Raw genomic sequence first — 4,026 nt, forward strand, 5'->3', positions numbered from 1 at the left:
GGGGCGGGCAGCGAGAGCAGGCCGCGCAGCTCGTTCGCCACGGCGTAGGCGGCGTCCGTGGCCTCGCGCTCCGCGACGCCCTGCAGGGGCGAGTGGACGAACATGACGTCGGCGTCGCTGGCGTAGGAGCTCTCCATGCCGCCGAGCCGGCCCATGGCGATGATCGCGAACGAGGTGACGTTCCTGGCCGGGCCGAGCGCGGCGTCGAGGGCGGCCTGGAGCGTCACGTCGGTCAGTGACGACAGCGCGCTCCCGACCTTCTCGATGTCGACCAGCCCGAAGATGTCGGCCACGGCCGTGCGGAACAGCTCCTTGCGCCGCAACGCCCGCACCGCGGCGACGGCGGTCTCCGCTCCGCCGCCGTTCGCCCCGGCCAGTACGGGGACGTGCCTGGACACCGCCGCCGACGCCTCGCTCAGCAGCGACTCCGGCGAGCGCACGGCCAGCTCCTCGTCGGAGCCCAGCATCGCGACCGCTTCGGGCGCGTGCATGAGCAGCCCGGTCGCGTAGCGGCTGGTGCCGAGCACGCGCGCCATCCTGGACGCGACCGCCGTCTCGTCGCGCAGCAGCCGCAAGTACCAGGGCGTGCTGCCCAGCTTGTCGCTGACCTGCCGGAACCCGAGCAGCGCCGCGTCCGGATCGGGCGTGTCGGCGAACCAGCCGAGCATGACGGGCAGCAGCGTACGCTGGATCGACGCCCGCCTGGACACCCCCGTCGACAGGGCGGCGATGTGGCGCAGCGCCCCGGTGGGATCGACATAGCCGAGCGCCTCCAGCCTGGCCTTGGCCGCCGTGGTCGACAGCCGGGCCTCCGACTCCCGCAGCCGCGAGACCGCCTGCAGCAGCGGCCGGTAGAACAGCTTCTCGTGGAGCCTGCGCGCCTCCATCGCGTGCCGCCGCCACCGCTCGGTGAACTCCCCCACCGGATCGGCCGTCATCCCCAGCGCCCTGCCGAGCCTGCGCAGGTCGGCCTCGTCGGAGGGCACGATGTGCGTACGCCGCAGCCGGTGCAGCTGCAGCAGGTGCTCGACCTGCCGCAGGAACGTGTACGCCTCCGCCAGCCCGCGCGAGTCGTCGCGTCCCACGTAGCCGCCACGCGACAGCGCGGCCAGCGCGGGCAGCGTGGCCCTGCGGCGCAGCAGCGGATCGAGCCTGCCGTGCACGAGCTGCAGGAGCTGCACCGCGAACTCGATGTCGCGCAGCCCGCCGGGGCCCAGCTTGAGCTGCCGCTCGCCCTCGGCGCGCACGTGCGCCTCGACCCGGCGGCGCATGGCCTGGACGTCCTCGACGAAGTGCTCGCGGGTGGCCGCCGACCACACCATGTCGTTGACCGCCTCGACGTAGGCCGCGCCCAGCTCCAGGTCGCCCGCCACCGGCCGGGCCTTGAGCAGCGCCTGGAACTCCCACGTCTTGGCCCAGCGCTTGTAGTAGGCCAGGTGGCTGGTGAGCGTGCGCACCAGCGGCCCGGAACGCCCCTCCGGCCGCAGCCCCGCGTCCACCTCCCACAGCGAGCCTTCGGACGTGGTCACCGTGCAGGCGCGCATCATGGCCTGGGCCAGGCGGGTCGCCGCGCGCAGCGCCTTGGTCTCGTCGGCGCCCTCCCGCGGCTCGGCCACGAAGATCACATCGACGTCGCTGATGTAGTTGAGCTCCCTGGCGCCGCACTTGCCCATGCCGACGACCGCCAGGCGTACCTCGGCGTCGTCCACCTCCGCCCGCGCGATGGCCAGCGCGGCCTCCAGCGCCGCGCCTGCGAGGTCGGACAGCTCCGCGGTGACCTCGCCCAGCCCCGCCTGCCCGGTCAGGTCGCGGGCGGCCAGGTGCATGACCCGGCCCCGGTAGGCGACGCGCAGCGCGACCAGCGGGTCCTCGCCGCCCGCGCGGGGCTCCGGCTCGTCCGGCTCGGCGCCGACCGCCCGCAGCAGCTCCGCCCGCGCGTCGCCGAGCCGCGGCGTCGCGAGCAGCGCCACCTGGCCGGGATGGCGCACCAGGTGCTCGCCGAGCGCCGCGCTGACGCCGAGCACGGCCAGCAGCCGGGATCGCAGGTGCTCGTCCTGGCGGAGGAGGTCGAGTACGGCCGGCTCGCGCTCGGCCAGGCGGGTCAGCGAGACCAGCGCCAGGTCGGGGTCCGCCACCGTCACCAGGGACTCGAGGAGATCGTCCAGATCGGTCCCTGCCTGCCGGACGAGCTGAGCGGCCTTGGCGCCGTCGGCGAAGCCGAGCTTGGCGAGCCTCGCTGCGGTGGATTCGATCCTGGGCACCCCTCCATCTTGACAGCATCCCGGCGTTTCGCCGTAGAGTAAAACGCAACGTTGCGTTGCGTTTTGTTGATTCGGTACGGGGAGGGAGCGGGGATGGGGTCGGCAGGCAGGGCGATGACACGAACGGGACTTCGGACCGTGCCGCGTGCGGCGACGGGGACGGGACGGTGGACCGTGACGCGGGCCTTTTCCTGGCCGGGAGCGCGGGCCAGAGAAAGGTCCGCGCCCCAGGACGTAACCCGGAGTTTGCCGTGGACGGTGACGTGGGGGTTGCTGGCGGCGTGGGCGATCCACGACACGGAGGAGCTGGCGACCATGGCCGGGTGGGCGCACAGGGCCCGGCCCCGGCTGGAGTCGCGGTTTCCGCAGGTGCCGTGGGAGCGGCTGGAGGTGTCGCAGCGGCACGTGAACGTCGCCATCGGCCTCATGGGCGTGGTCATGGCCGGGGCGTCCGCGCTGGGAGCCCGTACCGGCGGGCGTAGCCCGGTGTTCCAGGCGGCGCTGGCGGGGTTCGGGCTGCACGGGGCGGCGCACCTGGCACAGGCGGCCGCGACGCGCGGCTACACGCCGGGGGTGGTCACGGCGCCGGTGGTAGTGATCCCGTTCTCGGTGTGGGCGTGGCGGCGGCTGCGTTCCGCCGGGGTGCCGGTGTCGTCGGGGCGGTCGGGGTGGGCCGCGGTGGCGGCGTTCCCCGTGGTTCTGGGGGGCGTGCACGCGCTGGCGCACGCGCTCACCGGCTCCCGCCACCCCGACGACTCCGTACGGACCGGTGCGGCACGCCCGAGACCGGCCGCAAGGCGCGCCCGTCCTACTGGACGCGACCGCTGGTTCTGACACCTTGAGGCGGCGACCGCCCAGTTCGGACGACCGCTTGGTTCCGACGGCCACGCACGACCGCTGCATTCTGGGGGCCGCTTCCTTCTGCGGGCCGCTCGGTTCTGGGGGCCGCTTGGTTCCGACGGCCACGGACCACCCGGGCTCAGATGGCGACCGCGCGGTTCTGTGGGCCGTGGACGACCGCGCTCAGACGCGACCCCCGGCTCTGACCACCTCCGCGAAAGCCTCCGCCATCGGACGCCAGGTCGCGACCAGCGCGCCTTCGGCCGCCTTGACCTCGGCGTTCAGCTCGTCGGCCGCCTCCAGCCCCGACTCCTCGGTCCAGGAGGCGAAGATCTCCGGCGTGGCCTCAGGATGGAACTGCACCGCCCAGGCGACCGCGCCGAGCCGGTAGGCCTGGTTCGGATACTGGGAGCCGGTCATCAAGGGCACCGCGCCGTCGGGCAGCCGCGTCATCGCGTCCTGGTGGTACTGCACGGCCACGGCCCTGCCGGCCCCCGACAGCAGCCGGTCCGAAGCGGCGGCCGGCAGCGCGACCACCTCCCGCGCGCCCACCTCCAGCCCGTTCGCACCCCGCTCGACCGTGCCACCACAGGCCATGGTCAGCAGTTGCGCGCCCAGGCAGACGGCCAGCGTGGGCGTGGCCTCGTCCACGGCGCGGCGCAGCAGGTCGCGGGTGGCGGGCTGCCAGGGGCTGCGCTCGTCCTCCCAGGCGGCCGCCGCACCGCCCAGCACGATCAGGCCGTCCGCCGGTCGCGCGGGGATCTCCTCCCCCAGGTACGGCCGTACGACGTCGCAGGCCAGCCCGAGCCACCCGGCCAGATATCCGAGCCCGGCCTCAGCCTCGTGCTCGATCACGGTGATGCGCATATCGGCTAATTATGCGAAATATCCCAACAAACCACACACCCACCCCACCCTGCGCGCC

Annotated in this window: 3 protein-coding genes; 1 reads left to right on the top strand and 2 read right to left on the bottom strand. The window is 73.8% G+C overall.

Features of this window, described 5'->3' with window-relative positions; all coding sequences use genetic code 11:
- A partial coding sequence (locus tag ETD85_RS60695) for a bifunctional [glutamine synthetase] adenylyltransferase/[glutamine synthetase]-adenylyl-L-tyrosine phosphorylase (protein ID WP_138698836.1) occupies nucleotides 1-2,261 on the bottom strand: 2,261 nt, incomplete at its 3' end.
- A gap of 258 nt (nucleotides 2,262-2,519) precedes the next feature.
- Between ETD85_RS60695 and ETD85_RS60700 the strand changes: the two genes are divergently transcribed.
- Nucleotides 2,520-3,095: an HXXEE domain-containing protein gene (locus ETD85_RS60700; protein ID WP_138698837.1), complete on the top strand. Its 576-nt coding sequence runs from the start codon at nucleotides 2,520-2,522 to the stop codon at nucleotides 3,093-3,095.
- A gap of 189 nt (nucleotides 3,096-3,284) precedes the next feature.
- Here the strand turns inward: ETD85_RS60700 and ETD85_RS60705 are convergent, their stop codons facing one another.
- Nucleotides 3,285-3,968 (bottom strand): type 1 glutamine amidotransferase, encoded by a 684-nt coding sequence (locus ETD85_RS60705; RefSeq protein WP_138698838.1) that lies wholly within the window; start codon nucleotides 3,966-3,968, stop codon nucleotides 3,285-3,287.
- Between the last annotated feature and the right edge of the window lie 58 nt (nucleotides 3,969-4,026).

Origin of the sequence: Nonomuraea zeae (assembly GCF_005889725.1) — a bacterium.
In the GTDB taxonomy this organism is placed as follows: Bacteria; Actinomycetota; Actinomycetes; order Streptosporangiales; family Streptosporangiaceae; genus Nonomuraea; species Nonomuraea zeae.